Consider the following 23363-nt stretch of genomic DNA (forward strand, 5'->3'; position numbering starts at 1 on the left):
CCAATTATACCGCTTTAGGATCTAAGGCGATAGCAGGGCTCATTGTTGATGAGATATGGATACTCTTAATATAAGTACCTTTTGCTGCAGTTGGTTTTAATTTGATTAACGTTTGAATAATTTCGTGAGCGTTCTCAGAAATTTTATCAGCCTCAAAAGAAACTTTTCCGATTCCAGCGTGAACGATACCAGTTTTGTCAACTTTAAAGTCAATTTTACCAGCTTTCACTTCTTGAACTGCTTTCGCTACGTCCATAGTAACCGTTCCGGTTTTAGGGTTTGGCATTAAACCTCTTGGACCTAAAATACGTCCTAATGGTCCTAATTTACCCATTACAGCCGGCATCGTGATGATTACATCAACATCTGTCCAACCGTCTTTGATTTTTTGCAAATAGTCGTCTAATCCTACGTGATCAGCACCAGCAGCTTTCGCTTCTGCTTCTTTATCCGGAGTAACTAATGCTAAAACGCGAACGTCTTTTCCTGTACCGTGAGGCAATGTAACCACACCTCTAACCATTTGATTCGCTTTTCTAGGATCTACTCCCAAACGAACTGCGATATCAACAGACTCATCAAATTTTGCAGAAGCAACAGTTTTGATCAATGCAGATGCATCTTTCAAGCTGTATAATTTGTTCTTCTCAATTTTTGAAGCAGCCTCTTTTTGCTTTTTTGTTAATTTTGCCATGTCTTTTTCTTTTTACGATTAAAAAGGAGCGTTTCCTGATACAGTTATCCCCATAGATCTAGCTGTTCCTGCTACCATACTCATTGCTTTCTCAATTTCGAAAGCATTAAGATCTTGCATTTTGTCTTCAGCAATAGCTCTAATTTGATCCCAAGTAACGCTAGCTACTTTCTTACGATTCGGTTCACCTGAACCAGACTTCAACTTTGCAGCATCCAATAACTGAATTGCAGCAGGTGGCGTTTTAACAACAAATTCAAAAGATTTGTCTTTATACACAGTAATTTGTACTGGTAATACTTTGCCAGGTTTATCTTGTGTTCTCGCATTAAATTGCTTACAGAACTCCATGATGTTAACCCCAGCAGCCCCCAAAGCAGGTCCAACCGGTGGCGACGGATTCGCAGCACCTCCCTTAACTTGTAGTTTAACTACTTTACTAATTTCTTTTGCCATTTTTTAAAAAAATTTAGCACATCTTCATTGGAAGCGAATGATGTGGTTTGTATGTAACAAAAATTTATACTTTTTCTACTTGCATAAAACTTAATTCCAATGGTGTTTTTCTTCCGAAAATCTTAACCATTACTTCAAGTTTACGCTTCTCTTCGTTCACTTTCTCTACCGTTCCATTGAAACCATTGAAAGGTCCGTCGATTACTTTTACCGTTTCTCCTACTGAGTACGGAATTGCAGCGGTATCGGTTTTCACAGAAAGCTCATCTACTTTACCTAACATACGGTTTACTTCCGACTGTCGTAACGGTACTGCATCACCACCTTTTGTTTCCCCTAAAAATCCAATAACTCCTGTTATTGATTTTATTATATGCGGAATTTCTCCCGTAAGATTTGCTTCTATCATCACATATCCCGGGAAATAAACACGATCTTTGCTTATTTTCTTACCATCACGTACCTGTACTACTTTTTCTGTAGGAACAAGCACCTGAGAAATATAATCACTCATACCAAGACGGTTAATTTCCGTCTCGATATAGTTTTTAACTTTATTCTCCTGACCGCTAACCGCTCTAACTACATACCACTTTTTGACATTATTATCAGTCATATCAAAAAAATTAAGCCTTTTTTAATAAATTAAAGAATCCTCCCAGCACTTTGGCGAAAACAACATCTACACCCCATGTTGCCAACGCGAATAAAATCGAGAAAATCGCAACAATGATGGTTAATCGTTGTACTTCAGACCACTCTGGCCAGGTCACATTTGATTTTAATTCCACAAATGCTTCCGATATGTAATTAACAACTTTTGTCATCATATTCTGTTTTTGCACGGGTGGAGGGATTCGAACCCCCATCAACGGTTTTGGAGACCGCTATTCTACCCTTGAACTACACCCGTTTGTTAAAACCAGCGTCGTCGTTTAACGACACTGGTTTTTTATTTCAAAATGAAATTAGTCTAAGATTTCAGTTACCTGACCAGCACCTACTGTTCTACCACCTTCACGGATAGCGAAACGTAAACCTACGCTTAATGCGATTGGGCTTAATAATTGTACTTCGATAGTCAAGTTATCCCCAGGCATAACCATTTCTACACCAGCTGGTAAAGAGATAGTACCTGTTACGTCAGTTGTACGTACGTAGAACTGTGGACGGTAGTTATTGTGGAATGGAGTGTGACGTCCACCTTCTTCTTTTTTCAAGATATAAACCTCTGCTTTGAATTTAGCGTGTGGTTTAACAGATCCTGGCTTAACGATAACCATACCACGACGGATATCAGCTTTGTCAATACCTCTTAATAATAAACCTACGTTATCTCCAGCTTCACCTCTATCAAGGATTTTACGGAACATCTCAACTCCTGTAATTGTAGAAGTTAATTTATCAGCTCCCATACCGATGATTTCAACAGCATCTCCAGTATTAGCAACTCCAGTTTCGATACGACCTGTAGCAACAGTTCCACGACCTGTAATTGTAAATACGTCCTCTACCGGCATCAAGAATGGTTTATCAACATCACGTTGTGGTAATTCGATCCAGTTATCAACAGCTTCCATCAATTCCATTACAGTAGCAACCCATTTAGGCTCTCCATTCAAAGCTCCTAAAGCAGATCCTTTAACTACTGGTCCGTTATCTCCATCATACTGATAGAAAGATAATAGATCTCTGATTTCCATTTCAACAAGCTCTAACAACTCAGCATCATCAACCATATCTACTTTGTTCATGAAAACAACCATTCTTGGAACACCTACCTGGCGACCTAAAAGGATGTGCTCACGAGTTTGTGGCATTGGACCATCTGTAGCAGCAACTACCAAGATAGCACCATCCATCTGAGCAGCACCTGTAACCATGTTCTTAACGTAATCCGCGTGACCTGGACAGTCAACGTGCGCATAGTGACGGTTAGCAGTAGCATATTCTACGTGAGATGTATTAATAGTAATACCTCTTTCTTTCTCTTCAGGAGCGTTGTCAATCTGATCGAAGCTTCTTGCCTCAGATAAACCTGCATCAGCCAATACTTTAGTAATAGCAGCAGTCAAAGTTGTTTTTCCGTGATCTACGTGTCCAATAGTACCAATATTCAAGTGGGGTTTGGAACGATCAAAAGTTTCCTTTGCCATGATTTAATAATTTAATCTTAGTTATATAATTAGTGTTCAAATTCTTCTAAACCTTGAGCCAATGACGGGATTTGAACCCGTGACCTCTTCCTTACCAAGGAAGCACTCTACCCCTGAGCTACACCGGCTGGTGTTTTCCGTTTCCGGAACCTGGTGGGGAGAGCAGGATTCGAACCTGCGAAGACTTAGTCAGCAGATTTACAGTCTGCCCTCGTTGGCCGCTTGAGTATCTCCCCTACAATTTTATTACAGTTACCAAACTTTGAGCCGATGGAGGGACTCGAACCCACGACCTGCTGATTACAAATCAGCTGCTCTAGCCAGCTGAGCTACACCGGCATCAGTAATAAAAAAGTCCGCTATTTCTAACGGACTGCAAATGTATAGAATTTATTTTTTAATCAAAACATTTTTCATCTTTTTTTTATTTCTTCTTAAATTTATTTTAGAAACAAATTCATAAAGCCCTCAAAAAGAATCCCATTGCTTAAATATGTGTTCTTATCCTACCTTTTCTTTTTAATAATAAACGCTCTAAAGAATCCGCAGACAGGTCGACTGCCTCTTCAAAACTTTTGCTTTGTTTTTTCACCACAAATTCATCTCCAGGAACACTGATTTTTACTTCCACTATTTTATTCTCTTTATCGCTGGTATTTTCAACTTTCAAAAACACGTCGGAAGAAACAACTTTGTCGTAGTACTTTTCTAATTTCCCTAATCTGTCATGAACAAAACCAATTAGCTTTTTGTCAACATTAAAATTGACAGCCTGAACATTTACTTTCATAATAAAAACTTTTAATGGGTTAATTTTCGGAATTATCACGACTTCTGGGATGCGCGTCCCGGTATACTTTTTTTAACTCAGCCAGACTGCTGTGCGTGTAAATTTGGGTCGACGACAAGCTAGCATGTCCTAACAATTCCTTAACTGAATTTATATCGGCACCATTGTTCAGCAAATGCGTCGCAAAGGTATGCCTAAGAACGTGGGGACTCTTTTTTACCTTTTCAGAGACAGTACTAAAGTAATCATTTATTAATCGATAAACAAACGATTCACTGACTTTGTTCCCTTTTTGGCTCAATATTAACAAATCATTATCCACTATTGAAATTAACTTTTTTCTTTCCGTAAGATAACGATTAATTAACCTGTCTGTACAATCTAAAACGGGCAACAAACGCTCTTTATTGCGCTTCCCTAAAACCTTTAACGTTTTCGAATGCACATTATAATCCACCCATTTTAACCCTATTAATTCCGAACGTCTTAACCCCAACGTATAAAAAAGCTCTACTATCAGACGGTTGCGGATTTCCTCAAACCCATCCTCTTCTCCCAACACCTCAAAAACCCGATCCAGTTCTTTTTCCGAAAACGGAATCTGAACCTTTCGCGCCACTTTTAACGCCTTATGTTTTTGAAGCGGATTAACTTCTATTTGTTTCGTTTTTAATAAAAACCGATAGAACGACTTTAAAGAAGACACTTTGCGGTTTACCGAGAGTGTTGCCATTCCCGATTCGACCAACGTTACAATCCAGGATCGGACATGACTGTAGTTCACTTTTTCCAGTGTCACCCCAAAACCCTGTTCTTCCAGAAAGGCTGTAAAAAACTGTACATCATTCACATAAGCCGTCAATGTATGTCGCGAGTAGTTTTTCTCTTTCTGAAGATAGTCCTGATAGGCCTGTAAAGTTGTTCGCATAAAAATAAAAAAAACCGTTAGCAACAAAGTTAAAAAACTTTGCTACTAACGGCTATAGTAAAATTCAAAAACTACTAATTCTCTAAAGAATCTCTTAGTGTCTGAATATAAGCTGCTTTTTGAATTTGAGCTCTTCTTGTTACTGACGGTTTCGTGAATGCCTGACGACTTCTTAATTGTCTAACAACTCCCGTTTTGTCGAATTTTCTTTTGTAACGTTTTAACGCTCTATCAATATTTTCTCCGTCCTTAATTGGTATAATCAACATAATATAACACCTCCTCTCGTTAATGGGTGCAAAAGTATAACTTTATTTTTGATTACAAAACAGAAAACAACTTTTATTAAACTTTCTTAGTCAAACATGACTCTTCTTTAGCTTATAAATAACGTATCCGACCTTATTAAAAACACCTGACAGGTTTTTAAAACCTGTCAGGTGCAAAATCAGGCACAATAAAAAACCCGATCTGCAGACCGGGTTTTTAATATAATATGATCAATTTATTATCCTTTTAAGATATTTCTGGAGATAACCAGTTTCTGAATTTCAGTGGTTCCTTCTCCGATTGTACATAATTTGGAATCTCTATAGAATTTCTCAACCGGAAAATCTTTAGTATACCCATAACCACCGTGAATCTGAACAGCTTCGTTGGCTACTTTAACACACACTTCTGATGCATACATTTTAGCCATAGCTCCTAATGTTGTTACCGGTTTGTGGTTGTTTTTAAGGAACGCCGCTTTGTGTAATAATAATTCCGATGCTTCAATTTCGGTCGCCATATCCGCCAGCTTAAAGGAAATCCCCTGGAATTCGCTGATCGCTTTTCCAAACTGGTGACGCTCTTTCGAATATTTTAAAGCCGCTTCATAAGCTCCTTTCGCAATTCCTAACGATAAAGCTCCAATTGAAATACGTCCGCCATCCAAAATTTTCATAGCCTGGATAAATCCTTCGCCTACTTCTCCCAATCGGTTTGCATCCGGGATACGACAATTGTCAAAAATCAACTCTGCCGTTTCGCTGGCACGCATTCCCAGTTTGTTTTCTTTTCTTCCACTTGAGAATCCCGGTGTTCCGTGTTCGATTACAAAAGCTGTCATTCCTCTGGAATCCCCTTTCTCACCGGTACGAACGATTACTACCGCAACGTTACCCGATTTCGCATGTGTGATAAAGTTTTTTGCTCCGTTGATCACCCACTCATCACCATCTTTAACCGCAGTGGTATTCATTCCTCCTGCATCCGAACCTGTATTGTGTTCCGTTAATCCCCAAGCTCCAATCCATTCGGCGGTTGCTAATTTTGGAATCCATCTCTTTTTCTGCTCTTCATTTCCGAATGTCAGGATATGGTTTGTACAAAGCGAGTTATGTGCTGCTACCGATAAACCAATTGAAGGATCTACTTTTGATATTTCTTCTACAATAGTAATGTATTCATGGTAACCCAAACCGGATCCGCCCAGTTCTTCCGGTACTAAAACCCCCATGAATCCCATTTCTCCTAATTTTTTGAATAAATCGACAGGAAAAGTCTGCGCTTCGTCCCATTCCATAATATTAGGACGAATGTTTTGTTCGGCAAAATCTCTGATCGACTGAGCGATCATAGCTTGCGTTTCATTGTATTCAAAATTCATTTTGCTGTTTGTTTGTTTAAAAATCCAAATATAAGGCAATTATATCAACTTTTTCAACTGGGAATTCTTTAATTTTTGTTAAGTCTTCTTTGGATTTTATCGGGCCAGTCATACTCCTATAGGTGATAATCTGCTTTGCAATCCCGTATCGAAAATACGGAAACTGTGCCAATTCTTTCAGTGAGGCGTTATTAATATCAATCTTTGTTATTTCCGGTGAATTGATCACCGGGAAATGCTGTATCAGTTGTTCGATCACTTCATCCGACAATCCCCAGATATAACGGAATTGCTCTGCACTGACAAAGGCACCGAATTTTTCTTTTTCTTTTAGAATCCGTTCGGATAAAGCTTCCCCTATTCCGTATATTTTTCGCAGCTCTTCACGGGTGGCTTTGTTGATATCGATTTGGAAGTCTTTTTTTTCCTGTCGCTTTGCTATCGGATATGAAACGGATTGTGTTTTGTGTATTTTTTGATTAACCCATTCCGGGAATTTAAAGTAGGGTGCTATTTCGGCAAGTCGTTTTTCGTCCATTTGGGTAACCTGACGAAATTCCGCTACTGAGTTGACATATTTATTTTGGGCCCGAAAAGCCTGTAACCGATCGATTTCGGCTACCGTCATTCCTAAAATATATCCTTTATAATCGGAAATAAAATTCGGATTAAACGGTTGTAGTTGCATTTTGGATGTTTGATTTTCCCGTTTGAGACTGTCGATCGCCATTTGCTGTGACAACCATTTTTCGGCTTCCGGATTTATCTCAGGAGTGTCTTGTAATTGTCCGGTAAAATAAATCAGAAGTTGTATTCCCAGTAGTAGTAGCAACAATACAAAAACACCACTTCGCTGCGCCCGCGTGAATTTTAGCCCGTATTTGTTGTTGCTGTCCATTTTTTATCAGAGGTCAAAAACGGAACTCCGTTTGGTATAAACCATGTCTTTTAAGCGCAACCAGAATGCCAGCGTCAGATAGACGCCAAACCACAAGCCGACCGTAAAAAACGACAGGTAAATAAAAAACAGGCGAACACTGGTTGCCCGCATCCCTAACCGGTCGGCTAATCGTGACGACACTTCGAATCCGTGCTTTTCAAAAAAATGACGTATGTTGGTGATCAGGTTCATCTGTTTTTAATTTGATTCAAAAATACGTTTTTCCTGTTGATTATCCCAATAGCTTTTTTCCGATATCACAATGCAGGCATCGTTTATAATTACAATATTCTTTTTTTAACTGTAGTATGGCCTGACTATCGAAAGCACTTTCAATTTTCACTCCCAATTGTTTGAAACGGTCGGTTATACTATTCTGTTCCGGCACGATTTGCCGAGCCATGTCCAGTAATTCTTCGGAAAAATCTTCTCCCTGATAACGGGCATACAAAAAACGCAATGGCAATATGGCATTTACAAACAACAGTTGCCTGAAAGCAGTACTCATTTTTTTGACTTTTCTTTTTCCCGAACTCATCGTATCGAACCGATAATGGGTGTTCCAATATTCCGGCATTTCAATATTGAAAGTTTCATAAAACGCTGCGAGTGTATGCTGTCGCATTACAGTATCGAACAAATTCGAATGTTTTTGATACAATCCGGCCAGCTGTACCAATCGGATCGTTGGGAAATTATCGGGTCGTACTTTATAAAATTGCAATGGAACCCTACTCCTCCGGTTAAGCCCATACTTTTTCTTTAGTTCCTTCCATTTTCTTTTAAGACTACAAAAATACCGATCTTCCTTATTGTCATCTAATAATGTTGCCATTCCTAAAAACAGCGCCTCCAGATTACCTTCGATATAGCGTTCTTTTTGTACAATGGTAAACGGAATGGATTTCCCAATCTGATAAAAAGCTTCACTATTGGTATTTAATCCGAAGCTTTTGGCCAGACAACAAAACAGCGTTGCCTCCCAATCGTTTTTATTTTCTTTTAAAAGCAGTTCAATTGGTTTTACTTTTTGCTCCAGGCGTTCTAAAAAAAGGCGTTCTTTCCATTTCATCCAGAAAATCGGTTCGACCAAAAGCAGGTCTTTTTCACAGAGAATCCAGTTTTTCTCTTTCATCAATCGATAATAATCCGCTAAAAAATGATCCGGAACATATGTCTTTAGTACCAATACCGGAATTTCGGAACCATCAGGACGGAAAACAGCAATATCATGTTCCCAGACCACATGCAGAATTACATTGTCGTATTTTTTATTAATCTCGTGTCGGTGATGGTACCAGTCGGACGATTTTAAATGAATCTCCACATTACCCGCCCATCGTTGGTTTTCTATAATTAAACAGGCATTGAAAAAATCCGGCCCGTCTTCTTTATGGTAGTACCCGGGATTGAGCACTTGTAGTGCTTCCCCCTGAATTGTTTTTAGCGGCAATGCGGTAATCTTCTGGTATTGCCAGATATAATGTAAAAAAATCTCCTGCATGGCATATAAAGTAAATCTCTAATTTAAGAAAAAATTATCTTTGTGTCTCGACCAACAAAAAATGAAAAAATTATTCGCGATCGTATTAGTATTACATTTCGGAATACTGTACGCACAACGGGATATAATCCCGTCCAACGGTTATAGGATAACCTACTTAAAAAGTTCGAATGGAAAAGCACTCGAAAATCAGGATCCGATTCTGGTTTTTGCCGCAACTGATCAAACAACTTTACTCTCGAGTACCAGCATTCAATCCGGTAAAGCGGATTTTCCTTATGAACAAACGTTTATCGATCTGAACACCCGTAATTTCACACAACTGGCCTTTTGGAACAAGGCTAAAAATGCAGCGACTACTGATAGTATTTCACTATCCAAGCAAACATTTGACCTTAGCCCGGAAACCAAGATAATACTGGGCTACCAATGCCGAAAAGCCAAAACAATTATCAATTCCAACACGATAGAACTTTGGTTCACCACCGACTTAAAAGTAAAAGGTGCGCCAACCGTATTGGGAGCCGACCTGGGATTGGTTCTGGAAATGGTACGCAACAATAATTATGTGATTACCGCTACTAAAATTGAAAAACAAAAGAAAATATCACCTTACCAGATGGCCTTTAATAATTTTAACGGCCCGAAAACCGATCTCTTAACCTATCGCGATTTACTTTGGAAAAGTCGGTTTACCACGATAGCTGTTTTTAAAAACGAGATCATCAATTTCTCCGATCAGTCCAAATCTAATGATAGCATTTTCCGGTATGCCAATGGTACCGTTATTCTGAAAAAAGTAAGCTTTCCGGAGATTCCTGCCGGTAGTCTGATTTTTACCGAATTACAGGAACAATCCAATGGTGATGCTTACGATCGTACCGGTTCCGTTTTTGTGATTCCGGAAGATCAGCCGCATTCCTTTTTAGACGGTTTGAAAAATGGTGTAAAATCCCTTCCGGTTTATGACAACGGAAATGGAAAACAGTATCAGGGCATTGTTCGTACTACTAATTATAGTCCGTTATTGGAATTGATGCGTTTCTTTACTCCGTTTGGTATCCAACAATACAATCATATCGCCTTAAAAGATAAAAAATGGCATGAGATTGTCCCGTATCGTCAGGATATTTCGGAATTACAAAGTACTTTAAGTACTAAAACGGTATGGATTGGAACTTTTATCGGGAACTACGATAAAGGCGGTCATAAAATCAGTTTGGACATTACCATCCATAAAGGAGATAAGCCAGCAACTGCCAATCGTTTTGTTTTACCGTTGTTTAATACCACTAACGTGATGGAAATGGCAGGACAGGATTATGCGACCCTGTTTAATACCGACAAAGGCCTCGAGGTTACGTTCGATTTACCGAACGATGTTGCGAATGCACAGCTTCGCTATATAACCACAGGTCATGGCGGTTGGGAAAACGGTGATGAATTTGTCCCTAAAAAGAACCGGATTTTCCTGGATCAACAGGAAGTATTTGCTTTTATACCCTGGCGACAGGATTGTGGTTCGTACCGATTGTTTAATCCTGCTTCGGGGAATTTTAACAACGGCTTGTCTTCATCCGATTACAGTCGTTCGAACTGGTGTCCGGGAACCGTAACCAATCCGGTTATGATAGCTTTGGGCGATCTGAAAGCGGGTAAACATACGATACAGATTCGGATTCCGCAAGGCGCACCGGAAGGAAATAGTTTCAGTTCGTGGAATGTTTCGGGAGTCCTGATCGGAAATTAAAAAAGTGCCGTTTGTAAATTACAAACGGCACTTTTTTATCGTTATAAACCTGACAGGTTTTCGAAACCTGTCAGGTTGTAATTATTTTATCGAATTGATAATATCGTGTTTGGTGATAATATGGTGTTTCCCATTTCCTAAATCAACCAAAACTGCCTGATTATCTTTATTGATCAGTTTTGATACTTCGTCAATCGGAGTTCCCAGTTTTACAATCGGGAAAGCAGCCCCCATTACTTCACGGATTGGTTTATCCGCTACATTTTTATCGGCTACATAACTCTGGAATAAATCCGTTTCGTCTACAGAACCTACAAATCCTGTAACATCAATTACCGGAATCTGCGAAATTTTGTGTTTGCGCATTCTTTCTATCGCATGCGATACTAATTCTTCCGTACGTACCACAACCAATGGTTTATCGATATGCTCTTTGATCAAGTCTTCTGCTTTGGTTATTTCTTCGTCCAGGAAACCTCTCTCACGCATCCAGTCGTCATTAAACATTTTTCCAACATAACGGCTACCACTATCGTGGAATAACACTACTACCACATCTTCCGGTTTAAAGTGCTCTTTTAACTGGATCAGTCCTTTTATAGCGGCTCCGGCTGAGTTTCCTACAAAGATTCCTTCTTCCAATGCAATTCTACGGGTATACACCGCAGCATCTTTATCGGTTACTTTGGTAAAGCCGTCGATTAGTGAAAAGTCAACGTTTTTAGGAAGGATGTCTTCTCCGATTCCTTCGGTGATATAGGAATAAATTTCGTTTTCATCGAAAATACCCGTTTCATGGTATTTTTTAAATACCGAACCATATGTATCGATTCCCCAGATTTTAATATTCGGGTTTTTCTCTTTTAAATATTTTGCTACTCCGGAAATGGTTCCTCCGGTTCCTACACCTACTACAAAGTGTGTGATTTTCCCTTCGGTTTGTTCCCAGATTTCCGGTCCGGTTTGTTCGTAATGTGCAATCGCATTCGACGGATTGTCGTATTGGTTTACATACCATGCATTTGGTGTTTCTTCGGCCAAACGTTTTGATACCGAATAATATGAACGCGGATCCGTTGGCTCTACGTCTGTAGGACATACCACTACTTTGGCTCCCACAGCACGAAGGATGTCCATTTTCTCTTTGGATTGTTTATCCGAAATCACACAGATCAACTTGTATCCTTTTACAATCGCAGCCAAAGCCAATCCCATCCCGGTATTTCCGGAAGTTCCTTCGATAATGGTTCCGCCCGGTTTTAAACGTCCGTCGGCTTCCGCATCTTCGATCATTTTTACGGCCATACGGTCTTTTACCGAATTCCCCGGATTGAAGGTTTCTACTTTTGCCAATACCAGGGCATCTACTTCTTTGGTTACTTTATTTAGTTGAACCAAAGGTGTGTTCCCTATGGTTTCCAATATGTTTTTTGCGTATTTCATTAGTCTATAATTTCTAAAAAAGTCTGTTTTGTTTGCCAAAGATATTGCTATTTGGCGTATTATAAAATGTTACGAACGCATCCTTAACTAAAGAAATTCCATACCAGTCCGAATCGCACCATAAAATCATGATACGGATTATTCGGATCGGAATAATATTTGTAGCCTGTAAAGCTGGAATTAAAATGTTCTGCTTTTAAATAAATTCGCGTGCGTTTGATTTTTGCATTGATAAAGAAATCGAGCATCGGGAAGTTTCCGATTTCTTTTTCCTGTTGGATATAGAATTCGCCCAATAATGGGTTGTAGGTATTCGCGTAATATTTTGTAAAATAATTTAAGGTTATTCCCATTTGCAGGTATAAGGCTTTTGAGAAATAGTGATCATTAAAATATAAGGAGTTACGCGTAACGAATTCCGGTACGTTTAGTATTTTGTCTGTCTGATCTACTTTTTGGTATAAAAAGGTATTGTCTAAACCGAATTTACCAACTTTAAATTCACGTCCCACTTTAACCGAGAAGTAATTGATCGTATTTCCGTATTGTTGTGGCGAAACCAGCACTTGAGTCGCATCGGTACTCGTATCTGCAAAATACAAATGATCATCCAAAATGCTATATTTTACCGAAGCATCCAACCATTGTGTTTTGGCATCAAATTCAACGTTTTTAATTTTTTCGTTTTTAAAGTTGTTCGTCCAGTTATAGAAGATATAACCACTCTGATATAAATTGTAGTTCAGATCGGGCAGTTTGTTCATGTTTTGGAAACGCAATGTAAAAACGTTACGTGTATCCCAGTTATAACGAACCGTACCTTCTATTTTAGCCAGTGACTGGTCGGTTATAGAATTGGATACTAACAAGGTTCCCTTCCACTTGTTTTTATAGTAGGTATATTGTGCGCCATAGGAGTTGATCTTATCGTTCAGACGGTTTGGCACCTTAATCGAGCCATCGTCATTCATAACCGTACTGTTATAAAAATAATTGTAACGATAGTCCTCCAGATAAAACTCCAGATCACCAACACTTTGATTGGAATAGGCTACCCCAACTTTATTATAGAGGCTGTTAAATCTTGTTTTATTACTGATGGTACTGGTATAGGAATCGCCGAAACGTTCGTTGGCGGTTGGTTGCGAATAATCGAAAAATTTATATTCATAATTAAAACGATGCAAAAAAACCAGACTGTTCGGATTATTTTTATTGAGTCGGAAACTATGATCAAAAAACACCCGCTTTCCTTCGAGTGACGATTTGGTGTCGTCGCTAAAATATACATCCAGACGCGCACGGTCGTCATAAGGAGGAATACTGTTTTCGAATTCTTCCAGATTTTTTACGCCTCCGTTTTCATGATTCAGGATATCCTGGATGGCTACATGAAATTTTAAATTATAACGGTTATCGGTAGTATGGTAACTGGTTATGAATCGGAAATTACCGGTACTCGAAAGCTGGTTCACATATTTACCCAACGAACGCAGTCCTTTATACCCAATGGAAAAATTCAGATTCTTAGAGGTATTCAATGAGATAAAAGCGTCCAGGTTTTGCCCCTGTTCCATGACCGACTTATAGTAAAGCTCGGTCATTGGTGTGGGCATCGAATAGTATTTAATATCCTCGGCCCGCATAAAATTGAATGTCTTGGCTTTAAATCCGAATTCCGGATAAGCATTATAAGCGGTCAGACCGTAGTCCAGTGTATTATAGGTTTGTCCTTCGTTTGGAAACGGCATCAATCCGAAAATATCCTTACGCAGGTAGTTTAGTTCATAATCCTTTTTAATGGTTAATGAAGTATCCACAAAGGTAGTATCGCGATCCAACGTAATAATTTTATATTGGTCGATTGGCGCAAAATGGGTTTTATTGTCCGAGCCCCGAAGTGATTTTTTCGGCTTTATTGAATCCTTTATCTGCTCCTGACCCAACATCGCAAAAGAACATAACAGTACTACCGCTATAAAAAGATGCTTCATAATTCTATATTAGAATCGCAAAGGTATTAGAAATTTACAAATAATGCAGCTATTCTGTAAAATGAGCTATAATTTATCGCTTTGTCAAAAAAAAAAGCGCCCCAGATTGGGGCGCTTAAAAATATATTTATTTAAAAATTATTTTTTGTTCTTTTTCAAACTAGCTTTTGCTTTGAAAGCAGCAGCCATTTTGTTAACAGTTGATGCAGATCTACCTTGAGCAATAACACTATTGTCATTTGGATTTAAGATCGTGAACACACCATTTTCTACTTTCACAGCAGCGATGATAGTAATATCACCGTTTCCAGCACCTGCAGTATTCTCACCTTCTGAGTTCGAAGTCAGGAATCCTGTAGTTTGTGTGTAAGAACCTGCCTGTAAAGTAGCAGAACCACCTCTGATATAATCAACAGTGATTGGAATGTTGAATTCTGGTAAACCAGCAGCAGGAACTCCTGCATCACCATAAAGGTATCCAACGATTAAGTAAGTACCATTTGGATAATCAGCCAATGGCATTACTAAATGCTCCGGACAGTCACCAGTTTGTGCTCCGTCTCCAACTGGGTTGAAACCAGAATCAAAAACCAAGATGTCTACGTCATACTCGATATCACAAAGTGAATACGTCTGACCTCCAGCTTCGAATGTTTTATCCCAAGCAAGTGTTAAGTCTAATTCGTCTTTCACTACGTTTTTAATCGTAATATTAACCGTTTGGTCAATTGTTCCGTTCATGTTGTGAGCCCCTGTAAGTTTTAAAGCAAGTAATTCATCTTGCTCATACTCATCATCAAGGACAGTTGGAATTGTAATTGTATAGGTAGATGTGTTAGCCGGGAAAGTTACTAAAAACCCATCCGTTCCTAATCCATCCTCAGCTCCAACTGCTACTCCAGGTAATGTAAAATCATCATCTATAGTTGCCGTACTGTTTCCTAAAACTTCCAGTTTAACTTCCATTGGAACGTTAGACACTTTACTCGTTTTAAGTACAAGCGTAACCGCATCACCTTCATTTACCGTATAGGCAGAAAATTCAGGGGAAATTGCTGGTTTTTCGTTGTAAACAAAGTCCGGATCATTATCGTTACAGGATACAAAAGCTAATCCTGTGAACAATAATGCAAAAGCTGAACTTAAATATCTTTTATTTTTTTTCATATTTCTCTATTATTATTTAATTCACTTTTCTGAATAGGTACGCTCTGTTTGAGTAGATACCTGTGATTGTAACACTAGTCCATCTTAAATCACCATTTGCCTCAACTGTACCTGTTCCAGAGATTGGGTATTGGCTATTAGCATACCAATCAGTGATTGTTAATGTATCACAAAGATCTGAGAAAAACATATCATACTGTGTATAACCCGGTGTAATATTAGATTTGTAAGAACCTACTCCAACCTCCGTAACTACAATCGGGAATGTCCCTGAAGTATATGATACCGAATAATTACCTGCTAAGTTAGAGAAACAAGAACCTACTAAAGTAATTGTTAATTTGCTGTAGTTTGATCCTACAACAGTTGCGCTAGAAGAAGAAGCTCCTGTAAGTTTAATTACAATAGTTTTATCATCGTTTACAACAACATTGTTACTGTGAACCGTAATAGGAATTACAACCGATTTGCTTCCAGCAGGAATAATTGCAGTATGATTAGCAGAAGCAAAATCAAACTCATGTCCTAATGTAGCAGTACTACTAGTTGCATCAAAATCATACGTAACAGCGATATCGCTATCAGCAGGTAAACTTTGGTTACCTCCGATTAATTCGACAACCATATTAACCGTTTTATCAGTTCCGTCAGTTACGATTCCATTACTTTGAGAAGTTTTGGAAAATCCAACGATAGCTCTTGAATCACCAAAGTATGGTGCTTCATCGCCTAGGTCACACGATACCGACACAGCGGCAGTTGCAACAAACAATAATAATAATTTAATTTTTTTCATATTTAATAGTATTTTGAGGTTATCACCAATTATGGTAATGCCCAGAAGATTTTATTATTAAATGCATCATTTTGAGACTGACTAGGTACGTTGTTACCATTTGCAGTATACTCCGAGTTCGGGTACATTAAACGTACTGGTTTTGCAGGTCTTGTAGCTGTTAAAGCTAAATCCGTTACAGGGAAACCAGTTCTTGTATACTCGATCCAAGACTCGATACCATTGATACCCATTAAAGCAATCCATTTCTGAATCATAATGGTTTCAATTTTATTAGTTGAATTTACCCATCCAATTTTAGGGCTAACCGCACCTCCTGCATTTGAAAGATCGATATAAGTCTGTGCATCCGCTGTTGTTAATCCTAAAAGAACGAAAGATTTTTTAATACCTTCTTCAAATAAGCCTTGAGCAGAACCAGATAGGTAACCTCTATGTACCGCTTCAGCTTGCAAGAAATAACTTTCAGCAGCAGTAAAGATATATCCGTCTTGCGCAGAATTTTTGATCAAACCAGGACCAAGATTCGCTAAGTTGTCCGGAGCTTCGATACCAGTTTGCCCCTGGATAACTCCAGCCCAAGATCCACCGTTTTGTTTGAATAATCTAGCTAAACGTCCGTCTGGCACACCATATTTACTACCGTTAAGCGATTTGATCGCGTTGTCCGTAGCTACAGTAGAAGTATAAGAAGCTCTTTCTGTAGTTTCGTTGATTTGGAATCCGTACGTGTTATAGAACGGGTTTTGTCTGTCGTTATTCGCATTTGAATAACCAGGGTTAACCGTAGCATCAGTTGTGATGAAATCAGCACCAGCTAATTCAGCGAACTCAGCATTTAAGTAAGTCTGACTAGCAGCAACACCAGATTCTCTGATTAACAATCTTAATTTGATTGTGTTTGCTAATTTCTTCCAGTTTGTCATGTTTCCTTTAAATACAGGATCTTCTAATCCAACTGCATTTGTTCCGGCAGGAGCATTATCAATCATTTCGATTGCATCCTCTAACTGTACCACTAAATCTCTATAAATAGTTTGTGCGTTATCATAAACCGGTGTAGTGTTTAATGGATTGTGCGCCTGAGAATAAGGCATATCACCATATAAATCTACTAAATACTGGAAGTAGAACGTTTTCATGATTTTTGCGATAGCCTTGTGGTTGTCGTAATTATCAGCAGGGAAATTCTGGATGTTTGTTAAACCTAAAGTCGTTAAAAACAAATTCTCCCAAATTCTTGAATAGAATGAGTTATCGATATTTAAGTCAAACTCTACAGTATAAATACCCGTTACCGAGTTAACGTTTCCACCCCAGCTGTTCATAAATAAGTTTCCTAATGCATTTGGCATTGTAGAAAATGAACGGTAAGGCTGAGTGATCGCTCCACTTAAAGCTAAGTTCGGCGTTACGTTTTCATAAGTAGGGTTGTTAGGTGACTGATTGATATCTAAGTAATCGTCACAAGAGGACAATCCTAATGCTGCTACTAATGAAAATAAATGTATTTTGTACTTTTTCATACTTCTTTTAATTAAAACGTTAAGTTAAGACTGAAACCAACAGTTCTAGTGTTTGGATACTGGTTAGTTCCTCCTGCTCCACTATTACTAGTACCAGAAGCTAAACCTACAGCATTACCATTATTAATTGATGATTCAGGATCGTCATATCCTCTGTTTTCTCTAGCTAATACTGTAAATGGATTTCTCGCATTCACACCAACTCTTAAGCTAGTTAAACCTGTTCTTTCTAACATTTTAGCTGGAATTGCATAGCTTAAAGATAACTCACGTACTTTGAAAGCAGTAGCATCTAAAATGTAGTTCTCATCGATGTTTGAATAAATGTTTGCATAATACTGTTGTACTCCGATTGAAGAACCACCACCTGTAACTACAGAGTTGTTCGCCACGTAAGTTCCAGTGTTAGCATCTAAGTAAGAAGAGTTAGGAATAATGAATCCACCTCTTCCGTTTTCAGCTGAATCAACTAAATAACCGAAGTTAGTTAATGTATTTTTAGTACCTGAATAGTACTGGTGTCCAGTTCTGTAATCCATTACAGCTGCTAAACGTAATCCTTTGAAATCAATAGAGGTATTTAAACCTAAGATGTAATCCGGAGTAGTTTTACCTAACTTCATTAACTCCGTAGATTTAAGTGGGTTACCAGTGTTTGGATCAACGATGATACGTCCTTCTCCATCTCTTTGGTATCCGAAACCTTTGATGATTGGATATTCTTCACCTTCTTCAGCGAAGATACCGTAAGTTCCATAAGGAGAGTAGATTGCTACTGAGTTTGTATTGTCAGCAACTTTTTCTACTGTAGTTTTCGTTTTAGAGAAGCTGAATTTAGCATCCCATGTGAAATCTTTCGTTTTGATAGGTGTAATACCTAAGTCAATCTCAATACCTTTAGTTTTAGTAGCACCAATGTTTGTTGTATAGTTAGGGTTACCAGAAGCGTAAGAAGCACTTGTTGTTGTGATCAAATCAGTATTGTCACTTAAATAACCTGCTACATCTAAAGTAATTCTATCTTTTAAGAAACCTAAGTTAATACTAGCCTCTTTCGTTACATAAAACTCTGGCTTGATATAAGGATTCGTTCTTGAGTTGTAAGCGATTGTTGGCTGTACGTTTGGCACATAAGAGTTAATTCCATTGAATGGATAACCTGTACTTCTTGTATATAGGTTATTGATCTCATAAGCAGCAATATTATTTGCACTACCTACTTTTACGATACTCGCTGTAATTTTAGCGTAAGAAAGAACGTTGTTATCTTTTAATGATTCAAACGCTTTTGTAGGAATGAAAGATAAACCTGCAGATGGATAGAAGAAGTTGTTGTTCGATTTATCTAAGAAAGATACCCACTCATTTCTTCCTGTTAAGTTCAAGAATAAATAATCTTTATAACCTAAGTCAACGTTTCCAAAGAATGCAAATCTTCTTGATCTAGCGAATGAATTTGTAGCATTCGGTACACTTGATACGTTAGAGATATTGTATAATCCAGGGATTGCTAACTGAGATCCTGATGCTCCAGTTGAAGTAGCATAAACATCTTGTACGTTGTTACCAATATTAACTTTTAAGTTAAGGTCTTTTGTTAAATCATAATCAAAGTTGATCAATAAATCAGCATACAATCTTCTTGTAGATCCGTTAGATGTAGACAATGAAGAAATAACTGACTGGTTACCATTTCCGTAACGGTATGGATCAACATAATCATTGGTATAACCTAACGTTTTAGTACTAGAAAGGTTAACACCTGCAGTGTACGAAACGTTGATGTTTTTGTTTACTTCAAAACCAATTTTTCCAATTCCGTTGAAAACGTCTGCATTCGACTGGTTTCTTACGTTATCACGTACCCAGTAAGGGTTTCTCATATAGTAGCTATATCCATGTAAGTTACCTCCGTTTTCAAACATTTCGATTGGAACGTTTGTTGGCGTTTGTAATAAATCATAGTATAAACTTGAACTTGTAGTTCTAGACTCTTGTGTAGTATATTGAGCATTCCCCTCAACATTCCATCTTCCGATTTTTTTACCAGCTTTGAATTGGAAGTTTGTTCTATCCAAAACGTCATCCTGAACGATAAACTCGTTTCTTAATTTGTTAGCTGTAAAGAAAAGGTATCCATCCTCGTTTCCTGAAGATAATGAAACACCATTTTGTGTTAACACTCCAGTTTTGAAGAATTTCTTGATATTATCACTTCCTAAAGAACGGTAAGGCAACATAAAGAAGCTACCGTCTGCCTGTGGCAAACCTGTAGGCTGGATAGAACCATCAAATTCTGGTCCCCAAGTACCATTCTCATAAGAATAGTGTTGTCCATCCCATCCTTGTCCGTATCTTGTTTGTCTTTCCGGAAGGTAAGCAACTGTAGAAAAGTCAATTGAAGAGTTAACCGAGATTGACATTTTCTGACCTTGAGTTGATCCTTTTTTAGTAGTAACAATCAATACCCCGTTAACACCATCAGATCCATACAACGCAGCTCCCTGAGAACCTTTAATTGTATTAACCGACTCGATAACCTCTGTTGGCAACTGCTGTAATACAGCAGCAGTAGAGATAACTCCGTCAATTACAACCAAAGCCTGGTTGTTCTGAGTGATTGATTTAGGAGCACGGATAACGATTCTTGTAGTTGCATCAACTGCAGAGTTCGTCTGGTTGATTTGTAAACCAGATACTTTACCAGTTAATGACTGAATCGCATTCGGAGAAGCTGCCTGTGTTAACTCTTTCGATTTAACAACCTGGTTAGCTGAAGTGATTGCATCCTGTCTCTTTTTGATACCTAAAGCTCCAACAACAACTTCGTTTAATTGTTTTGCTTCTGATTGCAACGCAACGTTAACTTTGTTTGAAGCTCCAACTGTTACAGTAGAAGTCTCCATTCCAACAAATGTGTACACTAACACTTGTCCTTGTTTTGCTTTGATGGAGTAATTACCATCCATATCAGTTTGTGTGCCTTGTGTTGTTCCTTTAATAACAACACTAACACCAGGTAACGGTAAACCTCCTTCGGTCACTGTACCTGTAACAGTTTTCTCCTGTTGTGCGAACGAAAACTGCATCGAAAACGCTAGTAAAAGCGTAAAAATCCATTTAAACTTCGATCTCATATTAAATTTATTTGAGTTAGTTATTCCGCAAACTTCTTAATAATTTCTTAAATAAACAAATATAATATAGGAATTATAGCATTTTATTTGTGTTAAAAAAAGCCATTTAGAAATACACTATATCAAAAAAACTCCCTTATTATACTGCGGTTTACTCAAAATATTTGTGTTTTTTTTGTACATTTACCAAAAACAAAAATGCTGCTACAGAATTACTCTAAGTTAACATTGGAAGCCGGAACCGACGAGGCCGGAAGAGGCTGTCTAGCCGGTCCTGTTACCGCTGCAGCCGTGATTTTACCGGATAATGTGATCATCGAAAAGCTAAACGATTCGAAGAAATTGTCCGAAATTACACGGGAAAAACTAAAACACATAATAGAAGAAGTAGCGCTGTGTTTTAAAGTAATTCACCTCGAACCCGAGATTATCGACGAGATCAACATCCTCAATGCTTCGATACAAGCCATGCAAACCTGCCTTATCAACCTAAACCCAACTCCCAATTATATTATCGTGGACGGCAACCGTTTTAAACCGGTTCAGGACATTCCCTATAGCTGTATCGTTAAAGGCGATAGCAAATACCTAAGTATTGCTGCTGCTTCGGTTCTGGCCAAAACCTATCGCGACGAATATATGAATCGCATACATGAAGAATATCCCATGTACAACTGGAAAAAAAACAAAGGCTACCCTACTATCGAACACCGGGAAGCGATTCGAAAATACGGAACCACACCTTATCACCGGAAGTCGTTTCGCCTACTTCCGGAACAATTAAAACTGGAATTATAACCACAAAAAAAATCCTGATAAAATTTTATCAGGATTTTTCTTTATAAAATACTATAATTTTTAGTCTTTGATTTCTGCCTCAAACAAGGCCGCAAAATGTTTTTTAATTTTTGCCTTTACTTCTTCCTCATCCACTTTTGCAACACCCAACTCTACATGTAAGGAAGTAACCGCCTTGTCTTTTATGCCACATGGGATGATATTATCAAAATAACCCAAATCAGAATTTACATTTAGCGCAAACCCATGCATCGTTACCCATCGCGAAGCGCGCACTCCCATCGCACATATTTTTCGCGCAAACGGCGTACCTACCCCAAGCCATACTCCGGTTTCCCCTTCGCTTCGCTCACACTGCAATCCGTATTCTGCAAGGGTTCGAATGATAGCTTCTTCCAGAAAACGAAGGTATTTATGAATATCGGTAAAAAAGTTCTCCAGATCCAGAATCGGATAACCAACCACTTGTCCCGGTCCGTGATAGGTAATATCACCGCCACGGTTAATTTTATAATAAGAAGCACCTTTATCGGCCAACTGTTTTTCATTAAGCAACAGATTCGCAAAGTCACCACTTTTCCCAAGCGTATACACATGTGGGTGTTCTACAAATAAAAAATAATTGGGCGTTACCTCCTCTTTTTCTTCTCTCCTGTTAGCAATCTTGATATCCAGAATCTCTTTAAATAAAGATTCCTGATAATCCCAAACCTCTTTATAATCTTTTAATCCGAGATCCCGTAATACAATCTGTTTGTTCATCGTCATTATTTTTTCTCCAGAACCACCTCAAAGTTCATCACTTCGGGTCTTTCTATATAATCTATAAACGGATATTGCAAGGTTACCGTTTTTCTGTCGTCACTAAAAACCGGATCTTTTGCGGTAATCGATTTTATCTTTTTCGGAAAATGGTATTTTACGGTATACGTAAAAGCCTCTATCATCGGCCGGATCGTCGCCAGGCTATCCGTGAGCTGCTTTTGAATGGCCGGATCTTTTACCGCCGCCTTACGGGTAAATTTTTTCCCGTCGAACGAATACTTTAAATCGGTAGTCATCTTATCCATATCCGATAGTCTGCCTTTCTCTCCGCTTCCATTCGTTTTCAAATCGTCCATCGTTTTTACAACCGACAACGCATCAACCAAATCCGATGGTTTTTTAAAATCACTGAAAAGTGTAAACAAAAATGATTTTTCCACTTGATCCACATGCGTCCGAACCGAAAAGCTTTCCAGGTTTTTCAAACGTTGCTGTTCTGCCAATGGCAATTTGGCAATACTATCTTTTCGTTCGTCCATCAATGATTTTAAGGTAAACGTCGAATCAATTTTCCGATCGCCTTGTTCAGCCGCAATGCTCATCATCGCCGACGCATCGACATCCAACGAAAATTTACCGCTTCCATCGGGATTCAAATAAATAGTCTCTGTAAAATTACACGCAGTCATCACAACTGCAACAACCAAAGTAAGGACAAATCGGATTTTTTTCTTCATAAATTCAGGCTTCAAATTTGCTTTCAAAGATACGATTTTCCATCTGCAATACCTTTATTATCATTTTCAAAATTTGAAATTGATTCCTTTTTAAAATATGTCTATCTTTGCCCACTTAAAAAAATCACAAT

The 23363-nt window shown here is 38.3% G+C and carries 22 protein-coding genes and 4 tRNA genes; 2 read left to right on the forward strand and 24 right to left on the reverse strand.

Annotated features, from left to right (window positions below):
• Positions 1-4 precede the first annotated feature (4 nt).
• From rplA to ABFU83_RS11765, 16 genes are all read right to left on the reverse strand, one after another.
• A complete protein-coding gene (gene rplA / locus ABFU83_RS11690) occupies positions 5-694 on the reverse strand; it encodes a 50S ribosomal protein L1 (RefSeq protein WP_136402311.1) in 690 nt (229 codons plus the stop codon).
• 18 nt (positions 695-712) lie between these two features.
• On the reverse strand, positions 713-1150 hold the full coding sequence (gene rplK / locus ABFU83_RS11695; RefSeq protein WP_136402310.1) for a 50S ribosomal protein L11: 438 nt from the start codon (positions 1148-1150) through the stop codon (positions 713-715).
• A gap of 64 nt (positions 1151-1214) precedes the next feature.
• A complete protein-coding gene (gene nusG, locus ABFU83_RS11700; RefSeq protein ID WP_136402309.1) occupies positions 1215-1766 on the reverse strand; it encodes a transcription termination/antitermination protein NusG in 552 nt (183 codons plus the stop codon).
• Positions 1767-1776: 10 nt separating this feature from the next.
• The gene (gene secE, locus ABFU83_RS11705) at positions 1777-1977 is read right to left on the reverse strand and encodes a preprotein translocase subunit SecE (RefSeq protein WP_136402308.1); all 201 of its coding nucleotides are present in this window, start codon (positions 1975-1977) and stop codon (positions 1777-1779) included.
• A 15-nt stretch (positions 1978-1992) separates the two neighbouring features.
• A tRNA-Trp gene (locus tag ABFU83_RS11710) sits at positions 1993-2063 on the reverse strand.
• Positions 2064-2118: 55 nt separating this feature from the next.
• On the reverse strand, positions 2119-3306 hold the full coding sequence (gene tuf, locus ABFU83_RS11715; protein WP_136402307.1) for an elongation factor Tu: 1188 nt from the start codon (positions 3304-3306) through the stop codon (positions 2119-2121).
• Between the two features lie 56 nt (positions 3307-3362).
• A tRNA-Thr gene (locus ABFU83_RS11720) sits at positions 3363-3434 on the reverse strand.
• Between the two features lie 23 nt (positions 3435-3457).
• Positions 3458-3542: transfer RNA gene (locus ABFU83_RS11725), tRNA-Tyr, on the reverse strand.
• Between the two features lie 29 nt (positions 3543-3571).
• Positions 3572-3645 (reverse strand) — tRNA-Thr (locus tag ABFU83_RS11730).
• A gap of 148 nt (positions 3646-3793) precedes the next feature.
• Positions 3794-4096, reverse strand: coding sequence for a ribosome-associated translation inhibitor RaiA (gene raiA, locus ABFU83_RS11735; protein WP_136402306.1), 303 nt, complete (start codon positions 4094-4096; stop codon positions 3794-3796).
• A 19-nt stretch (positions 4097-4115) separates the two neighbouring features.
• Positions 4116-5024, reverse strand: coding sequence for a tyrosine-type recombinase/integrase (locus ABFU83_RS11740; RefSeq protein WP_347066144.1), 909 nt, complete (start codon positions 5022-5024; stop codon positions 4116-4118).
• Positions 5025-5098: 74 nt separating this feature from the next.
• On the reverse strand, positions 5099-5293 hold the full coding sequence (rpsU, locus tag ABFU83_RS11745; RefSeq protein ID WP_136402304.1) for a 30S ribosomal protein S21: 195 nt from the start codon (positions 5291-5293) through the stop codon (positions 5099-5101).
• 239 nt (positions 5294-5532) lie between these two features.
• Positions 5533-6675, reverse strand: a complete 1143-nt coding sequence (locus tag ABFU83_RS11750) for an acyl-CoA dehydrogenase family protein (RefSeq protein WP_136402303.1) — start codon at positions 6673-6675, stop codon at positions 5533-5535.
• A 16-nt stretch (positions 6676-6691) separates the two neighbouring features.
• Positions 6692-7573: a helix-hairpin-helix domain-containing protein gene (locus ABFU83_RS11755; protein ID WP_347066146.1), complete on the reverse strand. Its 882-nt coding sequence runs from the start codon at positions 7571-7573 to the stop codon at positions 6692-6694.
• Positions 7574-7579: 6 nt separating this feature from the next.
• Positions 7580-7807: a PspC domain-containing protein gene (locus ABFU83_RS11760; protein ID WP_211089520.1), complete on the reverse strand. Its 228-nt coding sequence runs from the start codon at positions 7805-7807 to the stop codon at positions 7580-7582.
• 40 nt (positions 7808-7847) lie between these two features.
• Positions 7848-9119: a DUF2851 family protein gene (locus ABFU83_RS11765; RefSeq protein ID WP_347066147.1), complete on the reverse strand. Its 1272-nt coding sequence runs from the start codon at positions 9117-9119 to the stop codon at positions 7848-7850.
• A gap of 61 nt (positions 9120-9180) precedes the next feature.
• Between ABFU83_RS11765 and ABFU83_RS11770 the strand changes: the two genes are divergently transcribed.
• Positions 9181-10869, forward strand: a complete 1689-nt coding sequence (locus ABFU83_RS11770) for a GLPGLI family protein (protein WP_347066149.1) — start codon at positions 9181-9183, stop codon at positions 10867-10869.
• A gap of 81 nt (positions 10870-10950) precedes the next feature.
• Here the strand turns inward: ABFU83_RS11770 and ABFU83_RS11775 are convergent, their stop codons facing one another.
• The 6 genes from ABFU83_RS11775 to ABFU83_RS11800 form a co-directional block, all read right to left on the reverse strand.
• Positions 10951-12312, reverse strand: coding sequence for a pyridoxal-phosphate dependent enzyme (locus ABFU83_RS11775; protein WP_300491434.1), 1362 nt, complete (start codon positions 12310-12312; stop codon positions 10951-10953).
• Between the two features lie 83 nt (positions 12313-12395).
• Positions 12396-14306, reverse strand: coding sequence for a putative porin (locus ABFU83_RS11780; protein ID WP_347066151.1), 1911 nt, complete (start codon positions 14304-14306; stop codon positions 12396-12398).
• 138 nt (positions 14307-14444) lie between these two features.
• Positions 14445-15473 (reverse strand): hypothetical protein, encoded by a 1029-nt coding sequence (locus tag ABFU83_RS11785; protein ID WP_347066153.1) that lies wholly within the window; start codon positions 15471-15473, stop codon positions 14445-14447.
• A 16-nt stretch (positions 15474-15489) separates the two neighbouring features.
• On the reverse strand, positions 15490-16269 hold the full coding sequence (locus tag ABFU83_RS11790) for a hypothetical protein (protein ID WP_347066154.1): 780 nt from the start codon (positions 16267-16269) through the stop codon (positions 15490-15492).
• A gap of 29 nt (positions 16270-16298) precedes the next feature.
• Positions 16299-17795: a SusD/RagB family nutrient-binding outer membrane lipoprotein gene (locus ABFU83_RS11795; protein WP_347066156.1), complete on the reverse strand. Its 1497-nt coding sequence runs from the start codon at positions 17793-17795 to the stop codon at positions 16299-16301.
• A gap of 11 nt (positions 17796-17806) precedes the next feature.
• Entirely contained in the window at positions 17807-20932 is a 3126-nt protein-coding gene (locus ABFU83_RS11800; protein ID WP_347066157.1) for a SusC/RagA family TonB-linked outer membrane protein, read from the reverse strand.
• 198 nt (positions 20933-21130) lie between these two features.
• On the opposite strand from ABFU83_RS11800, the gene ABFU83_RS11805 reads away from it, so the two are divergent.
• Positions 21131-21730, forward strand: a complete 600-nt coding sequence (locus tag ABFU83_RS11805) for a ribonuclease HII (RefSeq protein WP_347066159.1) — start codon at positions 21131-21133, stop codon at positions 21728-21730.
• Positions 21731-21790: 60 nt separating this feature from the next.
• Here the strand turns inward: ABFU83_RS11805 and lipB are convergent, their stop codons facing one another.
• Together lipB and ABFU83_RS11815 are read right to left on the reverse strand one after the other, a co-directional pair.
• On the reverse strand, positions 21791-22492 hold the full coding sequence (gene lipB / locus ABFU83_RS11810; RefSeq protein WP_347066161.1) for a lipoyl(octanoyl) transferase LipB: 702 nt from the start codon (positions 22490-22492) through the stop codon (positions 21791-21793).
• A 5-nt stretch (positions 22493-22497) separates the two neighbouring features.
• Positions 22498-23232, reverse strand: a complete 735-nt coding sequence (locus tag ABFU83_RS11815; protein WP_347066162.1) for a hypothetical protein — start codon at positions 23230-23232, stop codon at positions 22498-22500.
• Between the last annotated feature and the right edge of the window lie 131 nt (positions 23233-23363).

It is taken from the genome of Flavobacterium sp. WV_118_3, assembly GCF_039778605.1.
Taxonomy (GTDB): Bacteria; Bacteroidota; Bacteroidia; order Flavobacteriales; family Flavobacteriaceae; genus Flavobacterium.